The organism is Tepidimonas sp. HKU77, from assembly GCF_049728535.1.
GTDB lineage: Bacteria > Pseudomonadota > Gammaproteobacteria > Burkholderiales > Burkholderiaceae_C > Tepidimonas.
This window is the reverse complement of sequence record NZ_CP187300.1, coordinates 2,198,878-2,224,022: the sequence shown is the minus strand read 5'-3', so window position 1 is coordinate 2,224,022 and position 25,145 is coordinate 2,198,878. Positions and strand designations below refer to the sequence as shown.

The 25,145-nt window shown below is 66.3% G+C and carries 23 protein-coding genes, 4 tRNA genes and 2 pseudogenes; 6 read left to right on the top strand and 23 right to left on the bottom strand.

What is annotated here, in order from left to right; translation table 11 throughout:
- Positions 1 to 13 precede the first annotated feature (13 nt).
- The 18 genes from nuoL to rpsO all read right to left on the bottom strand — a co-directional run bounded on the left by nuoL (position 14) and on the right by rpsO (position 16,692).
- The gene (gene nuoL / locus ACPP3B_RS10750; RefSeq protein ID WP_299018809.1) at positions 14 to 2,041 is read right to left on the bottom strand and encodes an NADH-quinone oxidoreductase subunit L; all 2,028 of its coding nucleotides are present in this window, start codon (positions 2,039 to 2,041) and stop codon (positions 14 to 16) included.
- 31 nt (positions 2,042 to 2,072) lie between these two features.
- A complete protein-coding gene (nuoK, locus tag ACPP3B_RS10745; protein ID WP_299018810.1) occupies positions 2,073 to 2,393 on the bottom strand; it encodes an NADH-quinone oxidoreductase subunit NuoK in 321 nt (106 codons plus the stop codon).
- On the bottom strand, positions 2,390 to 3,034 hold the full coding sequence (locus ACPP3B_RS10740) for an NADH-quinone oxidoreductase subunit J (RefSeq protein WP_299018811.1): 645 nt from the start codon (positions 3,032 to 3,034) through the stop codon (positions 2,390 to 2,392). Before ACPP3B_RS10740 ends, nuoK begins: the two co-directional genes overlap by 4 nt.
- Positions 3,035 to 3,058: 24 nt before the next feature.
- Positions 3,059 to 3,571, bottom strand: a complete 513-nt coding sequence (gene nuoI / locus ACPP3B_RS10735; protein ID WP_424858971.1) for an NADH-quinone oxidoreductase subunit NuoI — start codon at positions 3,569 to 3,571, stop codon at positions 3,059 to 3,061.
- A gap of 14 nt (positions 3,572 to 3,585) precedes the next feature.
- A complete protein-coding gene (nuoH, locus tag ACPP3B_RS10730) occupies positions 3,586 to 4,668 on the bottom strand; it encodes an NADH-quinone oxidoreductase subunit NuoH (protein ID WP_424858970.1) in 1,083 nt (360 codons plus the stop codon).
- Positions 4,665 to 6,809 carry an NADH-quinone oxidoreductase subunit NuoG gene (nuoG, locus tag ACPP3B_RS10725; protein ID WP_424858969.1) on the bottom strand — a complete coding sequence of 715 codons (2,145 nt, stop codon included), beginning with the start codon at positions 6,807 to 6,809 and terminating at the stop codon, positions 4,665 to 4,667. The genes nuoH and nuoG overlap by 4 nt, the downstream gene beginning before the upstream one ends.
- 13 nt (positions 6,810 to 6,822) lie before the next feature.
- Positions 6,823 to 8,175 (bottom strand): NADH-quinone oxidoreductase subunit NuoF, encoded by a 1,353-nt coding sequence (nuoF, locus tag ACPP3B_RS10720; protein ID WP_424858968.1) that lies wholly within the window; start codon positions 8,173 to 8,175, stop codon positions 6,823 to 6,825.
- 2 nt (positions 8,176 to 8,177) lie between these two features.
- The gene (gene nuoE, locus ACPP3B_RS10715; RefSeq protein WP_299019090.1) at positions 8,178 to 8,702 is read right to left on the bottom strand and encodes an NADH-quinone oxidoreductase subunit NuoE; all 525 of its coding nucleotides are present in this window, start codon (positions 8,700 to 8,702) and stop codon (positions 8,178 to 8,180) included.
- On the bottom strand, positions 8,699 to 9,952 hold the full coding sequence (locus ACPP3B_RS10710) for an NADH-quinone oxidoreductase subunit D (RefSeq protein WP_299019088.1): 1,254 nt from the start codon (positions 9,950 to 9,952) through the stop codon (positions 8,699 to 8,701). Before ACPP3B_RS10710 ends, nuoE begins: the two co-directional genes overlap by 4 nt.
- A 29-nt stretch (positions 9,953 to 9,981) precedes the next feature.
- Positions 9,982 to 10,632, bottom strand: coding sequence for an NADH-quinone oxidoreductase subunit C (locus tag ACPP3B_RS10705; RefSeq protein ID WP_424858967.1), 651 nt, complete (start codon positions 10,630 to 10,632; stop codon positions 9,982 to 9,984).
- A 43-nt stretch (positions 10,633 to 10,675) separates the two neighbouring features.
- Positions 10,676 to 11,155 carry a NuoB/complex I 20 kDa subunit family protein gene (locus ACPP3B_RS10700; RefSeq protein WP_143900744.1) on the bottom strand — a complete coding sequence of 160 codons (480 nt, stop codon included), beginning with the start codon at positions 11,153 to 11,155 and terminating at the stop codon, positions 10,676 to 10,678.
- Positions 11,156 to 11,199: 44 nt separating this feature from the next.
- Positions 11,200 to 11,559: an NADH-quinone oxidoreductase subunit A gene (locus ACPP3B_RS10695; protein WP_299019085.1), complete on the bottom strand. Its 360-nt coding sequence runs from the start codon at positions 11,557 to 11,559 to the stop codon at positions 11,200 to 11,202.
- A 50-nt stretch (positions 11,560 to 11,609) separates the two neighbouring features.
- A tRNA-Leu gene (locus tag ACPP3B_RS10690) sits at positions 11,610 to 11,694 on the bottom strand.
- 152 nt (positions 11,695 to 11,846) lie between these two features.
- The gene (gene secG, locus ACPP3B_RS10685) at positions 11,847 to 12,206 is read right to left on the bottom strand and encodes a preprotein translocase subunit SecG (RefSeq protein ID WP_299019083.1); all 360 of its coding nucleotides are present in this window, start codon (positions 12,204 to 12,206) and stop codon (positions 11,847 to 11,849) included.
- Positions 12,207 to 12,249: 43 nt separating this feature from the next.
- A complete protein-coding gene (tpiA, locus tag ACPP3B_RS10680; protein WP_424858966.1) occupies positions 12,250 to 13,014 on the bottom strand; it encodes a triose-phosphate isomerase in 765 nt (254 codons plus the stop codon).
- A gap of 5 nt (positions 13,015 to 13,019) precedes the next feature.
- Positions 13,020 to 14,033: an NAD(P)H-quinone oxidoreductase gene (locus ACPP3B_RS10675; RefSeq protein ID WP_299019080.1), complete on the bottom strand. Its 1,014-nt coding sequence runs from the start codon at positions 14,031 to 14,033 to the stop codon at positions 13,020 to 13,022.
- Positions 14,034 to 14,061: 28 nt separating this feature from the next.
- Positions 14,062 to 16,191, bottom strand: coding sequence for a polyribonucleotide nucleotidyltransferase (pnp, locus tag ACPP3B_RS10670; protein WP_424858965.1), 2,130 nt, complete (start codon positions 16,189 to 16,191; stop codon positions 14,062 to 14,064).
- A gap of 234 nt (positions 16,192 to 16,425) precedes the next feature.
- Positions 16,426 to 16,692 (bottom strand): 30S ribosomal protein S15, encoded by a 267-nt coding sequence (gene rpsO / locus ACPP3B_RS10665; RefSeq protein ID WP_299018831.1) that lies wholly within the window; start codon positions 16,690 to 16,692, stop codon positions 16,426 to 16,428.
- A 346-nt stretch (positions 16,693 to 17,038) separates the two neighbouring features.
- Here rpsO and relB point away from each other — a divergent pair, with 346 nt between their 5' ends.
- Both relB and ACPP3B_RS10655 read left to right on the top strand, forming a co-directional pair.
- The gene (gene relB / locus ACPP3B_RS10660) at positions 17,039 to 17,263 is read left to right on the top strand and encodes a type II toxin-antitoxin system RelB family antitoxin (protein WP_299018829.1); all 225 of its coding nucleotides are present in this window, start codon (positions 17,039 to 17,041) and stop codon (positions 17,261 to 17,263) included.
- A complete protein-coding gene (locus ACPP3B_RS10655) occupies positions 17,247 to 17,516 on the top strand; it encodes a type II toxin-antitoxin system RelE family toxin (RefSeq protein WP_299018826.1) in 270 nt (89 codons plus the stop codon). The genes relB and ACPP3B_RS10655 overlap by 17 nt, the downstream gene beginning before the upstream one ends.
- A gap of 84 nt (positions 17,517 to 17,600) precedes the next feature.
- Here the strand turns inward: ACPP3B_RS10655 and ACPP3B_RS10650 are convergent, their stop codons facing one another.
- Both ACPP3B_RS10650 and tsaD read right to left on the bottom strand, forming a co-directional pair.
- Entirely contained in the window at positions 17,601 to 18,890 is a 1,290-nt protein-coding gene (locus tag ACPP3B_RS10650; protein WP_424858964.1) for a branched-chain amino acid ABC transporter substrate-binding protein, read from the bottom strand.
- Between the two features lie 209 nt (positions 18,891 to 19,099).
- Entirely contained in the window at positions 19,100 to 20,152 is a 1,053-nt protein-coding gene (gene tsaD, locus ACPP3B_RS10645) for a tRNA (adenosine(37)-N6)-threonylcarbamoyltransferase complex transferase subunit TsaD (protein ID WP_424858963.1), read from the bottom strand.
- A 122-nt stretch (positions 20,153 to 20,274) separates the two neighbouring features.
- On the opposite strand from tsaD, the pseudogene ACPP3B_RS10640 reads away from it, so the two are divergent.
- From ACPP3B_RS10640 to ACPP3B_RS10625, 4 genes and pseudogenes are all read left to right on the top strand, one after another.
- Positions 20,275 to 21,645: pseudogene (locus tag ACPP3B_RS10640) on the top strand (CheR family methyltransferase); the annotation flags it as partial.
- A gap of 329 nt (positions 21,646 to 21,974) precedes the next feature.
- A pseudogene (locus ACPP3B_RS10635) lies at positions 21,975 to 22,499 on the top strand (hypothetical protein); the annotation flags it as partial.
- 102 nt (positions 22,500 to 22,601) lie between these two features.
- The gene (locus ACPP3B_RS10630) at positions 22,602 to 23,327 is read left to right on the top strand and encodes a PAS domain-containing protein (protein ID WP_424860184.1); all 726 of its coding nucleotides are present in this window, start codon (positions 22,602 to 22,604) and stop codon (positions 23,325 to 23,327) included.
- Positions 23,328 to 23,360: 33 nt separating this feature from the next.
- Positions 23,361 to 24,806, top strand: coding sequence for a putative bifunctional diguanylate cyclase/phosphodiesterase (locus ACPP3B_RS10625; RefSeq protein ID WP_424858962.1), 1,446 nt, complete (start codon positions 23,361 to 23,363; stop codon positions 24,804 to 24,806).
- A gap of 66 nt (positions 24,807 to 24,872) precedes the next feature.
- Here ACPP3B_RS10625 and ACPP3B_RS10620 read toward each other — a convergent pair.
- The 3 genes from ACPP3B_RS10620 to ACPP3B_RS10610 all read right to left on the bottom strand — a co-directional run bounded on the left by ACPP3B_RS10620 (position 24,873) and on the right by ACPP3B_RS10610 (position 25,123).
- A tRNA-Asp gene (locus tag ACPP3B_RS10620) sits at positions 24,873 to 24,949 on the bottom strand.
- A gap of 14 nt (positions 24,950 to 24,963) precedes the next feature.
- Positions 24,964 to 25,039: transfer RNA gene (locus tag ACPP3B_RS10615), tRNA-Glu, on the bottom strand.
- 8 nt (positions 25,040 to 25,047) lie between these two features.
- Positions 25,048 to 25,123 (bottom strand) — tRNA-Ala (locus ACPP3B_RS10610).
- Positions 25,124 to 25,145: the final 22 nt, after the last annotated feature.

Below are 25,145 nucleotides of genomic sequence, written 5' to 3'. Positions count from 1 at the left end.
GCTCTCGTTCTCCTTATTTGGCGAGCCAGACGAAGTAAGTCATGAAAGCCAGGACGCCCAAAATCATCACGAAGGCGTAGTGGTAGAGATAGCCGGTCTGCACCCGACGCACGAGGCCAGCGACGGCCCCAACGACCTTCCAGCTCAGGTTGACGATGCCGGTCTCGATCACGCCGCGGTCGCCGCCCTTCCACAGCCCCACGCCGATGGCACGGGCCGCGCGGGCGATGATGTGCTCGTTGATCCAGTCCATGTAGTACTTGTTTTCCAGCACGACGACCAGCGGACGCAGGGCCGTGGCGATGCGTGCCGGCAACTCGGGGCGCACCAGGTACAGATACCACGCGGTGACGGCACCGGCGACGGCCAGATACAGCGGCGGGGTGCTAAAGGCGTGCAGCGCCATGGCCAGCGGCCCGTGGAAGGTCTCGGCAAACTTCGCCATCGCCGGGTGCTTGTCCGCGTGCACCTCGATGGACGCGGCCAAGAAGTCACCAAACAGCATCGGCTCGATCGTCAGGTAGCCGATGACCACCGACGGCACCGCCAGCAGCAGCAGCGGCGCGGTCACCACCCACGGCGACTCGTGCGGCTTGCCGTCGCCATCGTCATGGTCGCCGTGGTGCCCGTGGTGAGCGTCCGGATTCTGGTCGTAGCGCTCCGGCCCGTGGAAAACCAGGAAATACAGCCGGAACGAGTAGAACGACGTCACGAACACCCCAGCCAGCACCGCCGCGTAGGCCAGACCCGAGGCCGGAAGGTTGCTGAAACGCGCCACCTCGATGATCGCGTCCTTGGAGTAAAAGCCCGAGAACAACGGCGTGCCCACCAGCGCCAGCGTGCCCAGCAAGAAGGTGATCCACGTGATGGGCATGTACTTGCGCAGGCCACCCATGTAGCGGATGTCCTGGTTGTGGTGCATACCAATGATGACCGAGCCCGCCGCCAGGAACAGCAGCGCCTTGAAGAACGCGTGCGTCATCAGGTGGAACACCGCCACCGAGTACGCCGATGCGCCCAGCGCCACCGTCATGTACCCGAGCTGTGACAGCGTGGAGTAGGCCACCACGCGCTTGATGTCGTTTTGGATGATGCCCAGCAGCCCCATGAAGAAGGCCGTGATGGCGCCGATGACCAGAATGAAGTTGAGCGCAGCGTCCGACAGCTCGTACAGTGGCGACATACGCGCGACCATGAAGATGCCCGCCGTCACCATGGTGGCGGCGTGGATCAGGGCCGAAATCGGCGTCGGGCCTTCCATCGAGTCCGGCAGCCAGACGTGCAGCGGAAACTGCGCGCTCTTGCCCATGGCGCCGATGAACAGGCAAATCCCGATCACGGTGACGAGCATGGCCTCTTGCCCGAAGACGTACCACGGGAACTCGATCGCGGCCAACGCCGGCGCTTTGTCGAAAATCTCGTTGTAGTTGAGCGTGCCGGTGTAGGCCACCAACAGGCCGATGCCGAGGATGAAGCCGAAGTCGCCCACCCGGTTGACGAGAAAGGCCTTCATGTTGGCGAAGATGGCCGTCGGCTTGTTGAACCAAAAGCCGATCAGCAGGTACGACACCAGGCCCACCGCCTCCCAGCCGAAGAAGAGCTGCAGCAGGTTGTTGCTCATGACCAGCATGAGCATGGAGAACGTGAATAGCGAGATATAGGCGAAGAACCGGTTGTAGCCCGCGTCATCCTCCATGTAGCCGATGGTGTAGATGTGCACCATGAGCGACACGAAGGTCACGACGCACATCATCATCGCCGTCAGACCATCGACCAAAAAGCCGATCTCCATCTTCAGGCCGCCGATGACCATCCATTCGTAGATCGTTTGGTCGAAGTAGGCGCCGTCGAGCGCCACGCGCTTGAGCGTGATCGCCGACAGGACGAAGGAAACCAGCACCCCCAGAATGGTCAAACTGTGGGACCAGCGCCGGCCGATCCAGTTGCCGCCAAACTTCGTGCCCAGAATGCCGGCGGCGGCCGCCCCGACGAGCGGGGCCAGCGGCACGGCCAGCAACATGCTTGAGGAAAGGGTCGTCATGGTGTGGGTCGCGTGGGGTCCGGGATGCGCGTCAACCCTTGAGGGTGTTGAGCGTCTCGACGTCAATCGACGACTTGTTGCGGAACAGCAGCACCAGGATCGCCAGGCCGATGGCCGACTCCGCCGCTGCCACGGTCAGGATGAAAAAGACGAAGATCTGTCCGTGCAGGTCGCCCAGATAGTGAGCAAACGCCACGAAATTGAGGTTGACCGCGAGCAGCATCAGCTCGATCGCCATCAACAGCACGATCAGGTTCTTGCGGTTGAGGAAGATCCCCACCACCGACAGCGCGAACAGGATCGCGCCCACGGACAGAAAATGTCCCACCCCGAGGGTGCCGAGGGTACTCATGCTTGCTCCTCCTTGGCCGCGTCAGCGGCAGCGACGGTGGCGGGAGGCACACGCAGCACCTGCAGGCGGTCGCTGGCCTTGACGCGCACCTGCACGCCCGGATCGATGGTCTTGGTGTCCTTGCGTCCGCGCAACGTCAACGCGATCGCCGCCACCATGGCCACCAGCAGAATCACCGCCGCCACCTGGATCGGATACAGGTAGTCGCGATAGAGCAACACGCCGAGCGCATGGGTGTTGTTATGGTCTGGCGCGTGCATGGCCGTGGTGGCGACGGCCGCATCGACGGTCGCGGTCGGGAAGCCCGCCCACAGCACGGCGATCAGCTCGATACTGACCAGTGCCCCGAGCAGGAGCGCCAGCGGCAGGTGTCTCCAGAACCCGGCGCGCATGGCGTCGACGTTGATGTCGAGCATCATCACGACGAACAGGAACAGCACCATGACCGCGCCCAGGTAAACCAGCACCAGCGCGATGCCGAGAAACTCGGCCTTGAGCAGCAACCACAGCGCGGCCGCCTGCGAGAAGGCCAGCATCAGGTACAGCACCGCGTGCACCGGGTTGCGCGCGGTGATGACGCGCAACGCGGCAAACAGCAGCACCGCCGAGAAAACGTAGAAAAACCCTGAGACGAAATCCATGATGTGCTCGTGCAATGGCCGGAGTCAGCGGTACTTCGCATCGGCCGCCTTGGCGGCAGCGATTTCTTTCTCGTAGCGGTCGCCAATGGCCAGCAGCATGTCCTTGGTGAAGTACAGATCCCCGCGCTTTTCGCCGTGGTACTCGAAGATGTGCGTCTCGACGATCGCGTCCACCGGGCAGGCTTCCTCACAGAACCCGCAGAAGATGCACTTGGTCAGGTCGATGTCGTAGCGCGTGGTGCGGCGGGTGCCATCCTCGCGCTGCGCCGACTCGATGGTAATGGCCATCGCAGGGCACACCGCTTCACACAGCTTGCAGGCGATGCAGCGCTCCTCGCCATTGGGGTAGCGACGCTGCGCGTGCAGGCCACGAAAGCGTGGCGACAGCGGAGTTTTTTCCTCTGGGAACTGCACCGTCACCTTGCGCCGCAGCGCATAGCGACCGGTCAGGGCCATGCCTTTGAACAGCTCGACGAGCAAAAAGCTCTTGAAGAAGTCCTTGAGCGAAAACGGGGCGACGGCGGTGGTGGCGGACATGGATGTGCGCTCCTTCACTTCCAAGGGTTCCACGGCGTCTGCATCACGGCGCCCACGAGCAGCAGCCAAATGAGCGTCACCGGAATGAAAATCTTCCAGCCCAGACGCATGATCTGGTCGTAGCGAAAACGCGGGAACGTGGCGCGGATCCAAATGAACAGGGACACCACGATCGTGGTCTTGAGCCCCAGCCAGATCCAGCCGGGGATGGCGTTGAAGACGGCGCTGTCGATTGGCGGCAACCACCCACCCAGGAACATGAGCACCGCCAGGATCGACACCAGCCACATGCTGGCGTACTCGGCCAGGAAGAAGATGGCAAAGCCCATGCCCGAGTATTCGACCATGTGACCGGCGACGATCTCGGCCTCGCCCTCGACGACGTCGAACGGGTGGCGATTCGTCTCGGCCACCGCCGAGATCAGGTACACCATGAAGATCGGCAACAGCGGCAGCCAGTTCCACGACAGGAAGTTCAGCCCCAGGTCGGCACCCGTGCCGCGCGCTTGCGAGGCGACGATGTCGGCCAGGTTCAGGCTACCGGCGGTCATGACGACGACGAGGAAGCAAAAACCGATGGCGATCTCATAACTGACCATCTGCGCCGACGCACGCAACGCGCCGAGGAACGCGTACTTGGAGTTGGAGGCCCAACCCGCGATGATGACGCCGTACACCTCGATGGACGTGATGGCCAGGATGACGAGCAGTCCAGCGTTGACGTTGGCCAACACCACGTCTGGGCCGAACGGCACCGCCACCCACGCCGCCAGCGCCGGCATGATGGCCATGATGGGGCCGAGCCGGAACAACCCGCCATTGGCGGCCGTGGGGCGGATCAGTTCTTTCGTCAGCAGCTTTAGCGCATCAGCAATCGGCTGCAGCAACCCGAACGGCCCCACCCGGTTGGGGCCCAGGCGCACCTGCATGAAGCCGAGCAAGCGCCGCTCCCACCACGTGAGGTAGGCCACCAGCAGCATCAGCGGGGCCAGCAGCGCCACGATCTTGAGCAGGATCCAGACCACGGGCCAACCCGCCTGGGTCCACCAAGCCGCCGAACTGAGCTGCAGCCCACCTTGGTAGAGGGTGTCGATCATGCACACACTCCTTGAGCGTTGGCGCGAGCGGCACGGCCGTCCGCCGTTGCCTGCAGCGCCGGAGCTCGGCGCACCAGGGCGTCGAGCTGATAAATCGCAGCCACACAGGGCTCACCGGCCGCAGGCGAGAGGTCGATCGGGCCGCGGGCCCGGTTGTCCAGCCGCTCGCCGGGCACGAAATCGCCACTGGCCACACCCGGCACCACCTGCGCCAGCACCTCCTGCGACGAGGTCTGCTCGAACCCCGCCAGGCCCAGCAGGTTGCCCAGTACACGCAGCACCTTCCACGCCGGGCGCGTCTCGCCCAGCGGCTTGACCACCGCCTGGAAGCTCTGCAGCCGCCCCTCGGCGTTGACGAACGACCCCGACGTCTCGGTAAACGGCGCAATCGGCAGCAGCACGTCGCTGATGTCGAGGTTGGCCTGGAACGGACTGAGCGTGACGACCATACCGGCGTCCGCCAGCGCCTGGCCAGCCAGCGCGGTGTCGACCCCGGGCTCGACGCCCAGCAACACGACGGCGCGGAGCCCACCGCTGAGCATCGCCGCCGCGTCCTTGCCGCCCTCGCCCGGCAGCGCGCCAACGAGCTGTGCGCCGACGGTATTGGCCGCCTCCGTCAGATAACCCCAGGTGGCGCCGGTCTGCTCGGCGATCCACTGCGCCAGCGCCAGCAGCGTGGCCGCGCGCGCGTGGTGCGCGGCGGCGTTGCCCAGCAGCACGGCCTTGCGCTCACCGCTGAGCAGCGACTGCGCGATGGCGCGCGCGTCATCATCCGCCGTCACCCCTTCGGCACCGGCCGGCAGCACGCCACCACGGGCCTCGGCCACCGCGGCGGCCACGCGCGCCAGCGCCGCCGCCCAATCGCTTGCCGCCACGCGCAGCACGCGGTGCAGCGGCATCGCCCAATCCGGCGGCGCAGCCACCAGGGCCGACACCTGCGCCCCTTTGCGCACCGCCTGCCGGATGCGCTGCGCAAATAGCGGGTGGTCTTTGCGCAGGTTGGAGCCGATGACGAAGGCGCGGTCGAGCGTGGAGAGTTCCGCGATCGGGCGCCCCAGCCAGCGTGCGCGCCCAGCGGGTGCCGCGTTGTCGAACGCGGCCGCGCGCAGGCGGTGATCGATGTTCGGGCTGCCCAAACCGTCCATGAGTGCCTTGGCCAGCGCCAGCTCTTCCACCGTGGCGTGTGGGCTGGCCAGCAACCCGATCGCGCCTGCGCCGTGCTGCGCGCGCACGTCCCGCAGGCCGTGCGCCACGTAGTCCAGCGCGGTCTGCCAATCGACGGTGCGCCATTGACCCCCTTGCTTGATCATGGGCTGCGTCAGGCGATCGGGGCCGTTGAGCGCCTCGTAGCTGAAGCGGTCACGGTCCGCAATCCAGCACTCGTTGACGGCCTCGTTTTCCAGCGGCACCACGCGCAGCACCCGGTCGCCCTTGACCTGCACCACCAGGTTGGCGCCCGTGGAGTCGTGCGGGCTGATGCTCTTGCGCCGCGACAGCTCCCAGGTCCGCGCCGCGTAACGGAACGGCTTGCTGGTCAACGCACCGACGGGGCACAGGTCGATCATGTTGCCCGAGAGTTCCGAATCGACCGTTTGGCCGACGAAGGTCTCGATCTCGGAGTGCTCGCCGCGGTGGCTCATGCCGAGCTCCATGACGCCGGCGATCTCCTGCCCGAAGCGCACGCAGCGCGTGCAGTGGATGCAGCGGCTCATCTCCTCCATCGAGATGAGCGGACCGACATTCTTGTGGAAGACGACGCGCTTTTCCTCCTCGTAGCGCGAGCGCGTGCCGCCGTAGCCCACCGCCAGGTCTTGCAACTGGCACTCGCCGCCCTGGTCGCAGATGGGGCAGTCGAGCGGGTGGTTGATGAGCAAAAACTCCATCACCGCTTTTTGTGCCTTGACGGCTTTTTCGCTCTTGGTGCGCACGACCATGCCCATGGACACCGGGGTGGCGCACGCCGGCATGGGCTTGGGCGCCTTCTCCACGTCGACCAGGCACATGCGGCAGTTGGCCGCGATCGAGAGCTTTTTGTGGTAGCAGAAGTGCGGGATATAGACGCCGGCTTTTTCGGCCGCATGCATGACCATGCTGCCCGGTGGCACCTCCACCTTCTTGCCGTCGAGTTCGATTTCGACCATGGTGGGCTTTCCCTCAGACATACGCCGGGACCATGCAGGTCTTGTGTTCGACGTGGTATTCGAATTCGTGCCGGAAATGCTTGATCATGCCGCGCACGGGCATGGCCGCCGCGTCACCCAAGGCGCAGATGGTGCGGCCCATGATGTTTTCCGCGACGTTGTCGAGCAGCTCCAGGTCGCTGGCGCGGCCCTGGCCGTTTTCGATGCGATCGACCACGCGCCACAACCAGCCCGTGCCTTCGCGGCACGGCGTGCATTGACCACACGATTCGTGCATGTAGAAATAACTCAGCCGCTGCAGCGACTTGACCATGCAGCGCGTCTCGTCCATGACGATGACGGCCCCCGACCCCAGCATCGACCCCGCCTTGGCGATGCTGTCGTAGTCCATGGTGCAGTCCATCATGATGTCGGCCGGCAGCACCGGCGCCGACGAGCCGCCGGGAATGACAGCCTTGAGCCGCCGTCCGCCGCGCACGCCGCCAGCCAACTCCAACAGCTTGGCAAACGGCGTGCCCAGGGGAATCTCGTAGTTGCCAGGCCGCTCGACATCACCGCTGACCGAGAAGATCTTGGTGCCGCCGTTGTTGGGCTTGCCCACTTCCAGATAGGCCTGCCCCCCGTGGCGGATGATCCACGGCACCGCCGCAAAGGTTTCGGTGTTGTTGATGGTGGTGGGCTTGCCATACAGGCCGTAGCTGGCCGGAAACGGCGGCTTGAAGCGCGGCTGGCCCTTCTTGCCCTCCAGCGACTCCAGCAGCGCGGTTTCCTCGCCGCAGATGTAGGCGCCAAAACCGTGGTGGGCATGCAGCTGGAAGCTGAAGTCACTGCCCAGGATGCGCTCGCCCAGGTAGCCCGCGGCACGCGCTTCCTCCAGTGCCTCCTCGAAACGCTCGTAGACCTGGAAGATCTCGCCGTGGATGTAGTTGTAGCCGACCGAGATGCCCATTGCGTACGCCGCGATCGCCATCCCTTCGATGACGATGTGCGGGTTGTACATGAGGATGTCGCGGTCCTTGCATGTACCCGGCTCGCCTTCGTCGGAGTTGCACACCAGGTATTTCTGGCCTGGAAATTGCCGCGGCATGAAGCTCCACTTCAGCCCGGTCGGAAAGCCCGCACCGCCGCGGCCACGCAACGCGCTGGTCTTGACCTCGGCGATGACCTGGTCGGGGGTCATTCCCTCGCCGCCATCCTTGCCCAGAATCTTGCGCAGCGCCTGGTAGCCGCCGCGTGCCTCGTAGTCTTTCAGGCGCCAATTGGTGCCGTCGAGCCCGGCGTAGATCTGCGGGGCGATGTGCCGGCCGTGGAAGCAGCTCTGCACCCCAGTGGCCTGAAACTGTTGCAAAAGCGCATGGGCCTTCATGACTATTCCTCCGCGGCGGTGCGGCGCAGTCCGTCGATGAGCTGATCGAGCCGATCGTTGGACATAAAGCTGCACATGTGGCGGTCGTTGACGAGCATCACCGGCGCATCGGCACACGCGCCCAGACACTCACTTTGTTGCAGCGTGAACACGCCGTCGGCCGTGGTCTCGCCTGGCTGCACGCCGAGCTTTTCGGCCAGATATTGCAGCGCCTTGCCGCCGCCGCGCAGCTGGCACGGCAGATTGGTGCAGACGTTGAGCTTGAAGCGCCCCACCGGCTGCTGGTTGTACATGTTGTAGAAGGTGGTGACCTCGTGCACCGCGATGGGTGGCATGCCCAGATACTGGGCCACCCCCAGCTCGGCCGCCGGACTGACCCAGCCGTATTCTTGCTGCACGATGGCCAGGCACGCCATCACGGCGGATTGCCGCTGGTCAGCCGGATATTTGGCCACCTCGCGGGCAAAGCGCGCCAGTATCGCCTCGGACAGTGCCATCGGCTCGGCGGTGCGGGGTTCGGTGCTCATCGGTCGATCTCTCCAAACACGATGTCCATGGTGCCGATGATGGCCACCGCATCGGCCAGCATGTGCCCGCGCGCCATTTCATCCAGGCACGAAAGGTGCGCGAAGCCAGGCGCGCGGATTTTGAGGCGATACGGCTTGTTGGCACCGTCGCTGACGAGGTAGATGCCGAACTCGCCCTTGGGGTGCTCGACCGCCGCGTACGCCTCGCCCTCGGGGACGTGGAAGCCCTCGGTGAAGAGCTTGAAGTGGTGGATGAGCGCCTCCATGTCGGCCTTCATCGCCTCGCGCTTGGGCGGCGCGACCTTGGTGTTGTCGGTGATCACTGGGCCGGGGTTGGCGCGCAGCCAGTCCACGCACTGCTTGATGATGCGGTTGGACTGGCGCATCTCTTCCATGCGCACCAAATAACGGTCGTAGGTATCGCCCGTCTTGCCCACCGGGATGTCGAAGTCGAGCCGGTCGTACACCTCGTAGGGCTGCTTCTTGCGCAGGTCCCACGCGATGCCGGAGCCGCGCAGCATGGGGCCGGTCATGCCCATGGCCAGCGCTTTCTCGGGCGGGACAACACCGATGCCCACGGTGCGCTGCTTCCAGATGCGGTTGTCGGTCAGCAGCGTGTGGTATTCGTCCAGGTACTTGGGGAAGCGTTGGGTAAAGTCGTCGATAAAGTCCAGCAGCGAACCCTGGCGGTTGCGGTTGAGCTCCTCGAGCTGGCGCGCGTTGCGGATTTTGCTGACCTTGTACTGCGGCATCGTGTCCGGCAAGTCGCGGTACACCCCACCCGGGCGGAAGTACGCCGCGTGCATGCGCGCGCCCGAGACCGCCTCGTACATGTCGAACAAGTCTTCGCGCTCGCGAAAGCAGTACAGCAAGATCGTCGAGCTGCCGCAGTCGTTGCCGTGCGAGCCCAGCCACATCAGGTGATTGAGCAAGCGGGTGATTTCGGCAAACATCACGCGGATGTACTGCGCGCGAATCGGCACCTCGATGCCCAAGAGCTTCTCGATCGCCAAGCAATACGCGTGCTCGTTGCACATCATCGAGACGTAGTCCAGCCGGTCCATGTAGGGCAGCGACTGGATGTAGGTCTTGTGCTCGGCGAGCTTTTCGGTGGCGCGGTGCAACAACCCGATGTGCGGGTCGGCGCGCTGCACGACCTCGCCGTCGAGCTCCAGCACCAGACGCAGCACACCGTGCGCAGCCGGGTGCTGCGGGCCGAAGTTCAGGGTGTAGTTCTTGATGTCAGCCATGACGTTTCAACCCTCGGGACGTGCGGCCCTCAGTGCAGCCCCCCGTACGAATCTTCGCGGATGATGCGTGGCGTGATCTCGCGCGGCTCGATCGTGACCGGCTCATAGATGACGCGCCGGCGCTCGGGGTCGTAGCGCATCTCGACGTGACCGGACAGCGGAAAGTCCTTGCGAAACGGGTGACCGATGAAGCCGTAGTCGGTGAGGATGCGGCGCAAATCGGCGTGCCCCTCGAAGACGATGCCGTACAGGTCGAAGGCTTCGCGCTCGTACCAGTTGGCCGACGGCCAGATCGCGGTGACGGAATCGATGACGGGAAAATCGTCGTCGGGACAGAAGGTGCGCACGCGCAGCCGCTGATTCAGGCTGACCGACAGCAAATGCACGACGACGGCAAAGCGCGGGCCATCCCAGGCGCCGTCGCGATAGGTGGAGTAATCGACGCCGCACAGATCGATGAGCTGCTCGAAGTGGCACGCCGGGGCGTCACGCAGGGTCTGCATCACTTCCCGGTAGTCCGCCGCCGCGACCTCCACCGTGACCTCGTCATGACTGACTTTCAACGTGCGAATCCGCTCCCCCAGCGCAGCAGCGACCGCGTCGCGTACCGCCTCGGCGGACGGGCGCACGCTCTGGGTTGCCAAGGCCGCCCAATCGGCGGCATGCGTCGTCGTGGTCATCGTGTTTACTCCTGGTGCGCGGGCAGTGCCATCGGCGCCGCCGTCACACACGGGCGATCGTTTGGGTGCGACGGATCTTGTGCTGCAACTGGATGATGCCGTACAGCAGCGCCTCGGCCGTCGGCGGACAGCCGGGGACATACACATCCACCGGGACGATGCGGTCGCAGCCGCGCACGACGGAATAGCTGTAGTGGTAGTAACCGCCGCCATTGGCACACGAGCCCATGGACAGCACCCAGCGCGGCTCGGCCATCTGGTCGTAGACCTTGCGCAGCGCGGGCGCCATCTTGTTGCACAGTGTGCCCGCCACGATCATCAAGTCCGACTGGCGCGGACTGGCACGGAACACCTCGGCGCCGAAGCGCGCGATGTCGTACCGGGCCGTGGCGGCATGCATCATCTCGACCGCACAGCACGCGAGCCCGAAGGTCATCGGCCACAGCGAGCCGGTCTTGGCCCAGTTCACCACCGCGTCGTAGCTGGTGGTGAAGAACCCTTCCTTGAAAACCCCTTCGATCATCTGCCGCTCCTGGTGTTGCCTGTCGAGTCACGCCAACGGTTGCGTCATTCCCAGTCCAGCGCGCCCTTCTTCCACTCGTAGACGAAGCCGACGACCAGAATCATCAGGAACATCACGCCCGCCCAGAAGCCCGTTGCGCCGATGTCCGAAAAGGCCACCGCCCACGGGATGAGGAATGCGATTTCGAGATCGAACAGAATGAAGAGGATGGCCACGAGGTAGTAGCGCACATCGAACTTCATGCGCGCGTCTTCGAAGGCCTCGAAGCCACACTCGTAGGGGGAGTTTTTTTCCGGATCCGGACGATTGGGACCCAGCAAATACCCAAATACCTGAGGGAGTACACCGACGGCCAAGCCCACCAGAATGAACAGGAGGACGGGCAAATATTGCTCTAGGCTCACGGTCGTCTCCGGCAAAAAGCGCCCTGGGGGCGCTTCATCGGTAACAGGATTGGTGCCGACGGCGAGACTCGAACTCGCACAGCTTTCGCCACTACCCCCTCAAGATAGCGTGTCTACCAATTCCACCACGTCGGCAAGGGTGCATCGTCGAGGGCTGGATTGGCTGCACCGCACCAGCGAGGTTCGTCATCTCGACGACGGACCGCATTGTACCCCGAAAACCGCCCTATTCTGGGGGCCCCACAGGGCTAGGGGATTCCCCGCAAGGGCGGCTTGCGGCCGGGACCTCACTGGCCCGGGATCTGCGAAGCAGCACCACCCGACTGGGCCGGCGCCGGCACCGCTGGCTCGATGGGCACCGCGGGCACGGTCTCGAGCACGCTGCCGGAGCTGGCCGCCTGCGGCCGCTGATAACCCAGGAACGCCAACGCCAGCGTCGAGGCCAGGAACACGGTTGCCAGCACGGCCGTGCTGCGTGACAAGAAATTGGCGCCACCCGAGGCCCCGAACAGGCTGGCGGATGAAGCCCCGCCACCAAAGGCCGCACCGGCGTCGGCGCCCTTGCCGTGCTGCATGAGCACCAGCCCGATCATTACCAGCGCGGACAGCACCTGCACCACCATCAACAGGGTCAAAAGCACGTTCATGAAAACTCCTACGAAACAAAAGTATTGGCTGGCGAACGCCGCATCAGACCGCGGCGCGCACGATGCGCAAAAACTCCTCCGCCTTGAGCGAGGCGCCGCCGATCAGGCCGCCGTCGATGTCGGGCTGAGCCAGCAGCGCGGCCGCATTGCCCGCGTTCATGCTGCCACCGTACAGGATGCGCACGCGCCGCGGCTCGGGAACCGCCGCGCCGAGCTGCGCGCGCAGCACGGCGTGCACGGTTTGCGCCTGCTCGGGCGTCGCCGTGCGTCCGGTACCGATGGCCCACACCGGCTCGTAGGCGACGACGATTTCGGACACGCAGTGGCCCACGGTGTGGATGACGGCCGCGAGCTGGCGCTTGACCACCGCTTCGGTCTGGCCCGCCTCGCGCTGCACCTCGGTCTCGCCGACGCAGACGATGGGCGTGATGCCACAGGCCAGTGCGCGCTGCGCCTTGCGCGCCACCGCCTCGTCGGATTCGCCGTGGTCGCGTCGCCGTTCGGAATGGCCCACGATCACGTAGCGGCAGCCAAAATCCCGCAACATGGCGGCGCTGACCTCGCCGGTGTAGGCGCCCGCTTCGTGTTCCGAGACATCTTGCGCCCCCCAGGCGAGCGGGCTGCCCGTGCACAGGGCCTGCACCTGCGCGAGATACGGCGCAGGCACGCAGACCGCCACGTCTACCGCCGCGGTGTCGGCATCCAGCCCGGCCAGGATCGCCTGCAGCAGTGCCTCATTGCCCGCCAGGCTGCCATTCATCTTCCAATTGCCGGCGATAAGCTTGTGTGTCACAGTCGTCGTCTCCATCCGAATCAGGCCGCCGCGCCACTCCAGTCGAGCACGATCTTGCCGATGTGTTGGTTGCTCTCCATGAGCGCGTGCGCCTGCGCCGCCTGTGCCGCCGGGAAGACCCGGTACACGACGGGCCGGATGGCGCCGCGTTCGATGAGCGGCCAAATGCGCTGGCGCAACTCGCGCGCGATCGCCGCCTTAAAGGCCACTGGACGCGGCCGCAGGGTCGAGCCCGTGATGGTCAGGCGTCGGCGCAGCAGCTTGCCGGCGTCGAACGCCGCCTCGACACCCCCCTGCACCGCGATGATGACCAAGCGGCCATCCTCGGCCAGGCAGTCGATCTCGCGCGCCACGTAGGGGCCGGCCACCATGTCCAGAATCACGTCCACGCCTCGACCACCCGTCAGGCGCGCCACTTCGGCCACGAAATCCTGCTGGCGGTAAACGATGGCGTGGTCCGCACCGAGGCGCACACAGGCCTCGGCCTTGTCGGCCGAGCCCACGGTCACCAGCACCCGCGCGCCCATGGCACGCGCCATTTGAATGGCGGTCACGCCAATGCCGCTCGCCCCACCCTGCACCAGTAGCGTCTCACCCGCTTGTAGCCGGCCGCGGTCGAAGACATTGCTCCAGACGGTAAAGAACGTCTCGGGTATCCCGGCGGCCTCGACGTCGCTCCAGCCGCGCGGCACCGGCAGGCACTGCCCCACCGGCGCAACGCAATACTCGGCGTAGCCGCCCCCCGCAACCAGCGCGCACACCCGTTGGCCGATGCGCAGCCCGGCGGCTTCCATGGCCTCGACGTCACCGCTTTCGATGACCCCGGCCACCTCCAAACCCGGCAGATCGGAGACGCCGGGCGGGGGGGCGTAATGCCCGCGCCGCTGCAGCACGTCGGGCCGGTTGACGCCCGAGGCGCTGACGCGAATGAGCACCTCGCCCTCACCCGGCTCGGGCCGGGGGCGTTGCGTCAGGCGCAGCACCTCGGGTCCGCCGAAGGCGGTGATTTCGATCGCCTGCATCAGCGCGGCCATGACAAGGCTCCGGACGAACGCGCAGCGCTCACTGTTGCTGTTGCTGCTGTTGCACGCTGGCCTCGCCGCGGTCGAGCAGCGCCTTCATCGACAGCTTGATGCGGCCCTTGTCGTCGGTCTCGAGCACCTTGACCTTGACGATCTGGCCTTCTTGCAAGAAATCGCTGACCTTCTCGACCCGCTGGTTGGCGATCTGGCTGATGTGCAGCAGCCCATCCTTGCCCGGCAGGATGTTGACCAGGGCACCGAAGTCCAGGATCTTGGTCACCGGACCCTCGTAGACCTGACCCACCTCGACCTCGGCGGTGATCTCCTCGATGCGGCGGCGCGCCTCGGCGGCACGGTCGGCGTCGGTGGAGGCGATGGTAATGGTGCCGTCCTCGGCGATGTCGATCGTGGTGCCGGTCTCCTCGGTCAGCGCGCGGATGGTCGCACCGCCCTTGCCGATCACGTCGCGGATCTTCTCCGGGTTGATCTTCATGGTGTACAGGCGCGGCGCGTAGGCCGAAATCTCCTCACGCGCACCACCGATCGCCGCCTGCATCTTGGCCAGGATGTGCAGACGCGCTTCCTTGGCCTGGGCCAGCGCCACCTGCATGATTTCCTTGGTGATGCCCTGGATCTTGATGTCCATCTGCAACGCGGTCACGCCTTGCGTGGTGCCCGCGACCTTGAAGTCCATGTCGCCCAAGTGGTCTTCGTCACCCAGAATGTCGGTCAGGACCGCGAACTTGTTGCCTTCTTTGATCAGGCCCATGGCGATACCGGCCACGTGCGCCTTCATCGGCACCCCCGCGTCCATCAGCGCCAGGCAGCCGCCACAGACGGTGGCCATGGACGACGAGCCGTTGGACTCCGTCACCTCGGACACCACGCGGATGGTGTAGGGAAACTCGTCCTTGCTGGGCAGGCAGGCGACCAGCGCGCGCTTGGCCAGACGGCCGTGGCCAATCTCGCGACGCTTCGGTGCGCCCACGCGGCCGGTCTCGCCGGTGGCGAACGGCGGCATGTTGTAGTGCAGCATGAAGCGGTCCTGGTATTCGCCCGACAGCGCGTCGATGATCTGCGCATCGCGCTCGGTGCCCAGGGTGGCAATGACCAATGCCTGCGTTTCGCCACGCGTGAACAGCGCCGAGCCGTGCGTGCGCGGCAGCACGCCGGTGCGAATCTCGATCGGACGCACGGTGCGGGTGTCGCGCCCGTCGATGCGCGGCTCGCCAGCCAGGATCTGCTGGCGCACGATGCGCGACTCGATCTCGAACAGCAACCCGTCGACCTTGACCTCGTCGAAGGCCACACCCTGTTCGGTCAGGCCTGCCTTGACGGCGGCGTAGGCCTCGCGGCAAGCCTGGGTGCGGGCCTGCTTGTTGCGGATCTGGTAGGCCGCGCGCAAGCGCTCCTCGCCCAACACGGTGACCTTGGCGATCAGCGCTTCGTCGCGCGCCGGCGGCTGCCAGTTCCAGACGGGTTTGCCGGCGACGCGCACCAAATCGTTGATCGCCTCGATGGCGATCTTGCCCTGCTCGTGCCCGAACACCACCGCGCCCAGCATCACCTCTTCGGTGAGCTGGTCCGCCTCGGACTCGACCATCAGCACCGCCGATTCGGTACCGGCCACGACCAAGTCCAGGCGCGAGTTGGCTTTCTCGGTCGGCCCCGGGTTGAGCACATACTCGCCGTTGACGTAGCCGACACGGGCAGCGCCGATCGGGCCGTTGAACGGGATACCGCTGATGGCCAGCGCCGCGCTCGACGCAATCATCGCGGGGATGTCGGCATCCACCTCCGGGTTGAGCGACAAGGTGTGCACGACGATCTGCACTTCGTTGAAGAAGCCGTCGGGAAACAGCGGACGGATGGGCCGGTCGATCAGTCGGCTGGTCAGCGTCTCGTATTCGCTGGGACGGCCTTCGCGCTTGAAGAAGCTGCCCGGGATCTTGCCGGCCGCATACGCCTTCTCGACGTAATCCACGGTCAGCGGAAAGAAGTCCTGACCGGGCTTGGCCTCGGGGCGAGCGACGACGGTGGCGAGCACGACGGTGCCCTCCATGTCGAGCAAGACGGCGCCCGTGGCCTGGCGAGCGATCTCGCCGGTCTCCATCGTGACCGTGTGGCGGCCCCATTGGAAGGTCTTGGTGTGCTTTTGGAACAGGCTCATGTGCAACTCCTGGGAGGGGGGACCCGCAGCCCAGAACACGATGCCATTCCAGCGCCGCTGCGTATCAGCACATCGGCGTTGGAATGACACAGCTTCGCTCTGCGCCGCTCGGGTCGTTGAAAAAGGAAGGGAAAACGGGCGGACGAACGCAAAAAGCGCCCCGGGCCGATGACCGACCCCGGGCGCTTCCGTGCAGGATGGGCATCCACCCGTTGGCGGGGATGTGGCGCCTGGTTACTTGCGCAGACCCAGCTTCTGGATCAGCGCGACGTAGCGGTCGGCGTCCTTGGCCTTGAGGTAGTCGAGCAGCTTGCGACGGCGGCTGACCAACTTGAGCAGACCGCGGCGGCCATGGTGATCCTTGGCATGCGTCTTGAAGTGCGGCGTCAGCTCGTTGATGCGGGCAGTCAACAGCGCCACCTGCACCTCGGGACTACCGGTGTCGTTGGGGCCGCGGGCGTTGTCGGCGATGACCTGGGCTTTGATGTCAGAGGAGATCATGGGATGTCGAAAAGAAAATGGACATGCGTCCCGCCGCAGGTGGACGCCCAATACCGCCAACGATGAGGGTCGACGCTGGACGTTTTGCCGCAGCAGGCGTGAGTTTGCCCCACCACGAAGGCAGAGCAGCGTAGGATTATAACCGGCGCGAGCCCGCCGTGGGGCGTGTGTCAACCCAAAGTAGAAATGTCCCCATTCTTACCAAGTCGAGATGTCCCCTGCGGTGGGGACCGTCTCACTTGCGCAGGGACGGCACTGCCAGGGCACCGCCCGTGACGGGCCGCGTTGCCCATCACTCGAATGGCGACGCTATACTGATATAGCATTCCAGATCAGGAGTACCCACATGCTTGCCATCCGACTCCCCCCTGAGGTGGAAGCTCGCCTCGACGCGCTAGCGAAGGCTACCGGGCGCACCAAGACGTTCTACGCCCGCGAGGCCATCCTAGAGCACCTGGACGATCTAGAAGACCTGTACCTCGCCGAGCAGCGACTGATCGACCTGCGCGCTGGCCGCAGCCGTACCCACACCTTAGAAGAAGTGGAGCGCGACCTTGGCTTGGCGGATTGAGATCGACGACAAGGCCAAGCGCGACTTGGCCGATCTGGACAAGACGCAGGCGAAGCGCATCACGGCGTTTTTACGGGAGCGCGTTGCGGCACTCGATGACCCACGCAGCATCGGCGAAGCGCTCAAAGGCTCCAAGCTGGGCGCGTTCTGGAAGTACCGCGTCGGCGACTACCGGATCATTGCCAGTATCGAAGACGGCGCTTTGCGCGTGCTGGTGGTGCGCATCGGCAACCGCAAGGAGGTTTATCGATGACGGCCATCGACACCACGCCGTGCCCGACCTCAGGGGCACAAGCCGAGCAACGGCAAGCGGCAAGAACGTACTGACACCGCGCGCCTACGGCCGCACCATGCGGCAGGTGTGGGGCTGCTCGGCGGCGTCGGCCTCCAGCCGCTTGAGCACGCGAAACCCGTAGCCTGACCCCTCCACGTCGAACGGCACGCCCGGCGCGCCTTGCCGGTCCATGATGGCCACCATCAGTGGCTGCTGGGCTTGGTGGTCGTCGGCGCGCATGCGCAGCCGCTGCCCCGCGAGCGTGACGTCGGCCTGCTCCAGCGCGCGCGCCACGGGCAGCGCCGCGGGCTGTGCCGTCCCCACAGCGCCCGACACCCGGGCCGCGCGCTCGATGGCTTGCGCCAGCGCCTCGATCATGAGCTGCATACGCAGGTGCACATAGTCGTCCGCCGGGTTGGGAAAGCGCTCGCGGAACGACTCGTAAAACCGGCGCGACTCCGCACCCGGCGCGTTGGGGAACCAGTCGGCCACGGCGATCACCTTGCCGATGCCGGCGTCGCCGATGGCCGCCGGCGCGCCGAGCGCGTTGCCGTAGAAGGTGTAGAACTTGCCCTCATACCCCAGATCGCGCGCCGCACGCACCAGCAGCGTCAGGTCGTTGCCCCAGTTTCCGGTGATGACGGCCTGCGCCCCACTGGCCTTGATCTTGGTGACATAGGGGATGAAGTCCTTGATGCGCGCCATCGGGTGCAGCTCCTCGCCGACGATGCGCACGTCCGGGCGTTGCAGGGCGAGCTGGCGCTTGGCCTCGCGCAGCACGGCTTGGCCGAAGCTGTAGTCCTGCCCGATCAGGTAGACGCTGCGCACGCTGGCATCGTCCTTGAGCACGCTCATGAGCGCTGCCATGCGCATGTCCGCGTGGGCGTCGAAGCGGAAATGCCAGAAACTGCAGCGCTCGTTGGTCAGGACCGGATCGACGGCCGAGTAGTTCAGGAACAGCGCCTGGCGCTGGGGTTCGCGCTCGTTGTGGCGGTTGATCGCCTCGATCAGCGCCGCCGCCACCGCCGACGAGTTGCCTTGCGCCACGAGCGTGATGCCATCGTCCAGCGCCGATTGCAATGCCGACAGCGCCTCCTGCGGCTGGCCCTTGCTGTCGTAGCGCACGATTTGCAGTGGCCGGCGCACACCTGGCGCCACCTCGACGCCGCCACGGGCATTGACGCGCTCGGCCCCCCACACCAGATTGCGAAACACCGCCTCGCCGGCGTTGCCCATCGGGCCCGACAGCGTCTCGATGAGGGCGAGGCGCACCGGGGCCGCCGCGTGCGTGGCAACGCCCTGCGCCGCGACCGCGCCCGCCCAACCCGTCAGCAGCGCAGCCCCCGTGCTCATGATCCACCGGCGCCGATCCCACCTTGTTTCCTGTTGCATGTCCGTCTGTCCTCGATGATGGTCATTCACCCGCCGCGGCCGCCCACCCACTCTCAGCTCGGGCGGCCGCGGAACGCAGGCGGGATTGTAGCGGCAAATCGCAATGATAATTCATAATTACGAGCGGGTGAGAAAAACCCCGCCCGCCATGATGCCCGGCCGCCGCGCCATCAGTGGTCCGTACCGACCACTGTCACCGCCTCCAGCGGCCAGCGCGGGGCGACGTCGAACGCCCCGTCGGCCGGGGCCAGCGGCGCCAGACCCGCCTGCCAACGCATCGCGGCGGCCAGCGCGATCATCGCGCCGTTGTCGGTGCACAGGGCGACCTCGGGATAGTGCAGCCGCCAGCCGTGACGCGCGGCCACCTCGCCCAGCCGCTGGCGCAGGCGTTGGTTGGCCCCGACGCCACCGGCCACCACCAAGCGCTGCAGCCCCGTGACACGCAATGCCGCCACCGACTTGTGCACCAGCACATCGACGATCGCCGCTTCAGTGGCTGCGGCCAAGTCGGCCTTGCGCGCGTCGAGCGCAGGCCCCAGCTTGCGCGCCTGGGTCAGCACCGCCGTCTTGAGCCCGGCAAACGAAAAATCCAAATCCCCACTGTGCAGCAGCGGCCGCGGCAGAGCAAAAGCGTTGGGATCCCCTTCTCGCGCCAACGCCGACAGCGCCGGCCCGCCCGGGTAGCCCAAACCCAGCACCTTGGCCGACTTGTCGAAGGCCTCGCCCGCGGCATCGTCGATCGTCTCGCCCAGCAGGTGGTAGCGCCCTACCCCGTCCACGCGCATCAGCTGCGTGTGGCCCCCAGACACCAACAGCGCCACGAACGGAAACTCGGGGGGATCCGCGCTCAGAAACGGCGACAGCAAATGCCCCTCCAAGTGGTGCACGGGCAGCGCCGGCACCCCCAGCGCCATCGCCATCGCGACCGCCACGCCCGCGCCTACCAACAGCGCACCCGCCAACCCCGGGCCGCGCGTGTAGGCCACGGCGTCGATGGCCTGCAGCGGCACCGCGGCTTGTGCGAGCGCCGCCTCGGTCAGCGGCAGTACGCGTCGGATGTGGTCCCGGCTGGCCAGCTCGGGCACCACGCCGCCGTAATCGCGGTGCATGGCCACTTGGCTGTGTAGCGCAGCCCCCAACAGACGCGGCACCCCGCTCGCCTGGGCTTGCACCAGCGCGACACCGGTCTCGTCACACGACGATTCGATCCCCAAAAACAGCATCCGGCAAGTGTATGCGGGATCTACAATAAAGTTCATTTTGTTTTCGTTGCTGATGGGATCGTCGTCGAAAACGACAGAGGAGAGATTTTTTGATCCGCCCCTCACGCGCACTTCCGCAGATCGTGGCCGTCCTCGGTGCCTCGGCCGGGGGTTTGGAGCCGCTGCGTGAACTGGTGGCGGCGCTGCCCGCGGATCCGCGGCTGACGTGCATCGTCGCACAGCACATCGCGGCCGTGCAGCCCACGGCGCTCGTGCGCCTCTTGCAATCGGTCAGCAGCCTGCCGGTGGAGACACTCACCGATGGCGCGGCATTGCGTGGCGGCACGATCGGCGTGGTGCCACCAGGCCACCACGCCGAGATCGATACCGAACATCAGGTTCGGCTGTTGCCCAGCACCAACGGTCAGGGGCCGGCACCGTCGCTGGATCGGCTGCTGGCCAGCGCAGCGCGCACGCTTGGCCCACGGGTGGTGGCCATCGTGCTGTCGGGCACCGGGCAAGACGGCGCGGTGGGCGCGCGCGTGGTGCGCGAGATGGGCGGCGCGGTGTGGGCCGAATCGCCGACCGAGGCACCGTTTGCCTCGATGCCGCAAACCGTGGTCGAGAGGGGCCTGGCAGACCACGTGGACACCGCGGTGGCGCTGGGTCGCCGCCTGGGTCGGCTGCTGGCGGCGCGCCAAGCGGCACGCCCGCGCACGCCGCCCCCCACCGACGCCACCCTCGGCAGCGAGAAGGAAGCCTTTGGTGTGCTGCTGGCGCGGCTGAGCGACGGGACGGGGCTGGACTTGCGCCAGTACCAGGACGCCACGTTGCGCCGCCAGATCGAGCGCGTGATGCGCCAACAGGGCCTGACGACGCTGGCCCAGCTGCTCGACGCACTGGAGCGCGACCCCCAGCTGCTGCAGGCGTTGCAGCAATCGGTCACGATCGGTGTCACCGAGTGGCTGCGCAACCCGTCGGCATTCGCAGCCCTGCGCGTGGCCTGGCGCGAATACATCCGCCAGCGCGCTGCTGCCGGCGCCACCCAGTTGCGCTTGTGGTCCGTGGGGTGCTCCAGCGGCGAAGAGGTCTATGGCCTGGCCATGCTCACCGACGAGCTGCTGCGCGAGCTCGATCTGACGCTGGACTGGATGGTGCTGGGAACCGACGTGAACGCCGCCGCGCTGGACCAAGCCCGCAGCGGCGTTTTCGACGAGGCCAGTGCCCAGCACCTGCCCGCGGCGTGGCGTGAGCGCCACTTCAGCCGCATCGGCCACACGCTGCGGGTCAACCAAGAACTGCGCCGTCACTGCCTCTTTGCCCGTCACGACGTGCTGCAAGACCTGCCCTTTTTGCGCATGGATCTGGTGGCGTGCCGCAACGTCCTGATCTATCTGAAGGGCGCCGCCAAGGACGAGGTGCTGCGGCGCCTCCACCACGCGCTGCTGCCCGACGGCCTGCTGATGCTGGGCCGCTCCGAGGCACTGACGGCAGCGACGCGCTCGCTGTTTGCGTCGGTCTCGATCCAGGAACACGTGTGGCGCAAACGGGGCGACGGCGGCACCGCGCCGCCGTCGCCACCGGCGCGGGCGCGCCGGGCCGCCAGCCGCGCGCCCGAGGCCAGCGGGCGCACGGTGCTGCCGCAACTGCGCCCCGTCGATCGGCTTGAAGGCGATTTGCGTGAACGGCTGCTGCAGCATCTGGTGCAGCGCCACGCGCCCCCCACGGTGCTGACCGACCGTGACGGGCACCCACTGCACGTGGTCGGCACCATGGACGCACTGATGCACTGGCCAGCGGGCCCGACGATCGAGCTGACCCTTGCCAACCTGGTGCCTGCCGCGTGGCGGCGCGACGTCATGCTCGCGCAGCACCGCCTGCTCGAAGGGCAGGAGGCGTCGCTGCGCATCCCCCTGCCGCCCTTGCCGGAACAGCCGGCACGTGTGCTCGAAGGCACGCACCTGCAGGTGGGCGGCGCCAGCTATCTGATCGTCAGTTTCAGCCCCTGCGCAGCGACGACGGCAACGCCGCGGTGGCAACGCTGGGCCCGAACGAAGCCCAGCGCCTGCAGCAAGAGCGGCTCGAGTCGCTGGTCGATGCCCTGGAGCATAGCCAGCGTCAGTTGCAGCAGCTCAACGAGGCCCTCAGCATCACCACCGAAGAGTTGGAAGCCGCCAACGAGGAACTGGAGGCGTCGAACGAGGAGCTTGAAGCCTCCAATGAGGAGCTGCGCACACTCAATGAAGAACTCGACCGCTCGCTGCGCGAACAGCAGCAACTCAACGAGTTGCTGCACGCGGTGCAAGAGAGTGCCGGCACCGCCTTGCTGGTGCTGGACCACGAGCGCCGCCTGCTGCGCTTCAACCAGGCCGCCGCGGATCTGCTGGGCCTGCGCGAGTCGCAACTGGGAATGTCCTGGCAATTCGACGAGCGGCGCTTCGCCTGGCCGCCGGAGCTGGTCGCCCACGTCATGCAGGCACGACCGGGCCCCTGGCACGGTGGCCTGGAGCTGCCACAGTCGCGGCTGTGGCTACAGGCCACGCCCTGGCACACGCACGACGAGCGCACGGGCTACGTGATCGCCCTGACCGACCTGACGGCGCTGCGCCACGCCGAACAAGCCCGGCTGGAGCTGCAAGCGCGCCTGAGCGCCCTGACCGACGCCCTGCATGAGGCCGTGCTGCTGCACGACCCCGGCCGCGGGCGCTTGGTGTACGCGTCGCACCGGCTCCTGGAGTGGCTGCCCGCGCCACTGGCGCCTGCGGACAATCTGGCGAGCCTGATCGAGGCCATCGACCCCGCCGACCAGGGGCGCGTGCTGGCCTGCTGGCACGACGAGCGCAAGAACGAGTGGACACAGCGCTACCGGCTGCGCACCCCCGACGGGCAGTGGCGGCACGTACAAGAGCGGGCGTCGCGTGTCAGCCTCGACCCGGCGGGGCCACGCCTGGTGGCGGCGTCGCTGCTGGACGTGACCGACATGGTGGCGCTGGAGGCCCGCGAACACGAGGCGCGAGCACGCCTGCAGGCGGTTTGGGACAACCCCAGTATCGGCGTCGTCGTCTGCGACCCCCAAGGAACGATCGCCGAATGCAACCGTGCCCTGGCCATCCGCCTGGCAGCCGACGACACCCTGCTGCGCGGGTCCCGCTGGCTGGACTGGATCCATCCCGACGACCGCGACGCCATCCAGTAGCAATGGCAGGCGTTGCTGGCCGGGCACACACCCATGGCCCTGGAGCAGCGGCTCCAGGGCCGCGACGGCTCGTTGCGCTGGACGCGTCAATACCTGTCGCTGGCCCGCCACCCCCAACCACCGGGCGACTTGGTGGTCGTGTTACTGGAAAACATCGAAGAAGCCAAGGCACGCGAGCAAACGATCTTTCGCCAAGCCAACTTCGACGCGCTCACGGGCCTGCCCAACCGCAACCTGTACCGTGACCGGCTGGAGCAGGCTCTGCTGCGCGCGCAACGCGAGTCGCGTGCGGTTTACGTGCTGTTTCTGGATCTCGACGGTTTCAAGGAGGTCAACGACATCCATGGCCACGATCTGGGTGACGAGGTGCTCATCGAGGCGGAAGGGCGCATCCGGCGCGCCATGCGCACCAACGACACCGTGGCGCGCTTCGGCGGTGACGAGTTCGTGGCGCTGATCGAGGGGGCCGAGTCGCCACTGGTCGTCGAGCGCGTCGCGGACGCCCTGCTGAGCGCGCTGCGCCAGCCGTTCCACGCGCGTGGCAATGCGCTGCGCTTGAGCGCGAGCATTGGCATCGCGGCCTACCCCAGCGACGGCGAAACGGTCGACGAGCTGCTGCGCATGGCCGACACGGCGATGTACTCGGCCAAGAATGGCGGGCGGGACCGCATGCGTTTTTATTCGCCACAGATGGAAAGCCGGGCGCGGCACGTCGCGGCGCTGAAAGCCGGGCTGGAGCGTGCCCTGGCGCAAGGGGAGTTCGAGTTGCACCTGCAACCCGTGATCGCCCTGCCCGAGGAGCGTGTGCGCGGGGCCGAGGTGCTGCTGCGCTGGCGCGATCCGCAGCGCGGCTTCGTGTCACCGGCAGAATTCGTCCCCGTCGCCGAGGCCAGCGGTCAGATCCGCCGCATCGGCGCCTGGGCGCTGCGCGAGGGGGCTCGCCTGGCCACCGAGGCCGGACGGCGCTGGGGCACCGGGTTTCGACTCGCGATCAATGTTTCGGCGTCGCAGTTTGGCGACCCGGCACTGCACGACTGGCTCGACGAGCACCGCGCAGCGCTGCCCCATCTGACGATCGAGGTGACCGAATCGGTCTGGATGGCCGACAGCCCGTCGAGCCTGGGCTGGCTGCAGCGCGTGCGCGAGGGCGGTGGCTGGGTCGCGCTGGACGACTTTGGCACCGGGTATTCGAGTCTGGCCTATCTGCTGCGCACGCCGGTGGACGAGCTCAAGGTCGACAAACGCTTCACCGACCACGTCGGCACGGGCGGGCCGAGCGAGCGCATCGTGACCGCGGTGCTGGAAATTGCTGAGGCCCTGCATGCACGCGTCGTCGTCGAGGGCGTGGAGACGGCCACGCAGTTGGCATTCCTGCGGCCGCACGCGCCGCTGGATGTCCAAGGCTTTTACTATGCACGCCCTATGCCATGGACGGAATTCGTGGCCTACGTCGAACGCACCGGTGTCGTCGACGGGTAAAACACACGGCCCCAAATGAAAAACCACGCCCTCCCGTTCGGGTCCGGCGTGGCGCATCGATGTTGTTGGCGGAGCGGACGGGGCTCGAACCCGCGACCCCCGGCGTGACAGGCCGGTATTCTGACCAACTGAACTACCGCTCCAGCAAAAACAAGCTTGGCGACCCTACGGGGATTCGAACCCCGGTACTCACCGTGAAAGGGTGATGTCCTAGGCCTCTAGACGATAGGGTCTGTATTCGTGGTGGAGGTAAGCGGGATCGAACCGCTGACCTCTTGCATGCCATGCAAGCGCTCTCCCAGCTGAGCTATACCCCCACGGGTCTCGATTTTTGCACGC

What these genes read in the sequence shown, in the direction of transcription:
- nuoL (WP_299018809.1), bottom strand. Translation starts at nt 2,041, where the DNA reads ATGACGACCCTTTCCTCAAGCATGTTGCTGGCCGTGCCGCTGGCCCCG.
- nuoK (WP_299018810.1), bottom strand. Translation starts at nt 2,393, where the DNA reads ATGAGTACCCTCGGCACCCTCGGGGTGGGACATTTTCTGTCCGTGGGC.
- ACPP3B_RS10740 (WP_299018811.1), bottom strand. Translation starts at nt 3,034, where the DNA reads ATGGATTTCGTCTCAGGGTTTTTCTACGTTTTCTCGGCGGTGCTGCTG.
- nuoI (WP_424858971.1), bottom strand. Translation starts at nt 3,571, where the DNA reads ATGTCCGCCACCACCGCCGTCGCCCCGTTTTCGCTCAAGGACTTCTTC.
- nuoH (WP_424858970.1), bottom strand. Translation starts at nt 4,668, where the DNA reads ATGATCGACACCCTCTACCAAGGTGGGCTGCAGCTCAGTTCGGCGGCT.
- nuoG (WP_424858969.1), bottom strand. Translation starts at nt 6,809, where the DNA reads ATGGTCGAAATCGAACTCGACGGCAAGAAGGTGGAGGTGCCACCGGGC.
- nuoF (WP_424858968.1), bottom strand. Translation starts at nt 8,175, where the DNA reads ATGAAGGCCCATGCGCTTTTGCAACAGTTTCAGGCCACTGGGGTGCAG.
- nuoE (WP_299019090.1), bottom strand. Translation starts at nt 8,702, where the DNA reads ATGAGCACCGAACCCCGCACCGCCGAGCCGATGGCACTGTCCGAGGCG.
- ACPP3B_RS10710 (WP_299019088.1), bottom strand. Translation starts at nt 9,952, where the DNA reads ATGGCTGACATCAAGAACTACACCCTGAACTTCGGCCCGCAGCACCCG.
- ACPP3B_RS10705 (WP_424858967.1), bottom strand. Translation starts at nt 10,632, where the DNA reads ATGACCACGACGACGCATGCCGCCGATTGGGCGGCCTTGGCAACCCAG.
- ACPP3B_RS10700 (WP_143900744.1), bottom strand. Translation starts at nt 11,155, where the DNA reads ATGATCGAAGGGGTTTTCAAGGAAGGGTTCTTCACCACCAGCTACGAC.
- secG (WP_299019083.1), bottom strand. Translation starts at nt 12,206, where the DNA reads ATGAACGTGCTTTTGACCCTGTTGATGGTGGTGCAGGTGCTGTCCGCG.
- tpiA (WP_424858966.1), bottom strand. Translation starts at nt 13,014, where the DNA reads ATGGAGACGACGACTGTGACACACAAGCTTATCGCCGGCAATTGGAAG.
- ACPP3B_RS10675 (WP_299019080.1), bottom strand. Translation starts at nt 14,033, where the DNA reads ATGGCCGCGCTGATGCAGGCGATCGAAATCACCGCCTTCGGCGGACCC.
- pnp (WP_424858965.1), bottom strand. Translation starts at nt 16,191, where the DNA reads ATGAGCCTGTTCCAAAAGCACACCAAGACCTTCCAATGGGGCCGCCAC.
- rpsO (WP_299018831.1), bottom strand. Translation starts at nt 16,692, where the DNA reads ATGATCTCCTCTGACATCAAAGCCCAGGTCATCGCCGACAACGCCCGC.
- relB (WP_299018829.1), top strand. Translation starts at nt 17,039, where the DNA reads ATGCTTGCCATCCGACTCCCCCCTGAGGTGGAAGCTCGCCTCGACGCG.
- ACPP3B_RS10650 (WP_424858964.1), bottom strand. Translation starts at nt 18,890, where the DNA reads ATGAGCACGGGGGCTGCGCTGCTGACGGGTTGGGCGGGCGCGGTCGCG.
- tsaD (WP_424858963.1), bottom strand. Translation starts at nt 20,152, where the DNA reads ATGCTGTTTTTGGGGATCGAATCGTCGTGTGACGAGACCGGTGTCGCG.
- ACPP3B_RS10630 (WP_424860184.1), top strand. Translation starts at nt 22,602, where the DNA reads ATGCAGGCACGACCGGGCCCCTGGCACGGTGGCCTGGAGCTGCCACAG.
- ACPP3B_RS10625 (WP_424858962.1), top strand. Translation starts at nt 23,361, where the DNA reads ATGGCCCTGGAGCAGCGGCTCCAGGGCCGCGACGGCTCGTTGCGCTGG.